Origin of the sequence: Photobacterium aphoticum (assembly GCF_001029435.1) — a bacterium.
Lineage (GTDB): Bacteria > Pseudomonadota > Gammaproteobacteria > Enterobacterales > Vibrionaceae > Photobacterium > Photobacterium aphoticum.
Genome location: NZ_LDOV01000120.1, coordinates 1 through 356, shown reverse-complemented (window position 1 = coordinate 356; position 356 = coordinate 1). Strand labels below are relative to the sequence as shown.

General features: G+C 53.1%; 1 protein-coding gene. It reads left to right on the top strand.

Going from position 1 to position 356, the window contains the following annotated elements; all coding sequences use genetic code 11:
- Window positions 1-356 (top strand): biotin/lipoyl-containing protein (locus ABT58_RS23285; protein WP_047876803.1); only part of this gene is annotated, 356 nt, incomplete at both ends.

Sequence of the window (356 nt, the reverse complement as noted above, 5' to 3'; positions counted from 1 at the left end):
TGGTTGCTGTTGGCGACAGCATTGAAGAAGAGCAATCTCTTCTGACGGTTGAAGGCGACAAAGCATCAATGGAAGTGCCTGCACCTTTCGCCGGCGTTCTAAAAGAAATCAAAGTAGCGGCAGGCGATAAAGTATCGACTGGCTCTCTGATCATGATCTTCGAAATCGCGGGCTCTGCACCAGCAGCGGCTCCTGCGGCGGCAGCACCTGTTGCTGCTCCAGCGGCAGCAGCGGACAAAGAAGTGAACGTACCGGATATCGGTGGCGACGAAGTTGAAGTGACTGAAATCATGGTTGCTGTTGGCGACATGGTTGAAGAAGAACAGTCACTGATCACGGTAGAAGGCGACAAGGCT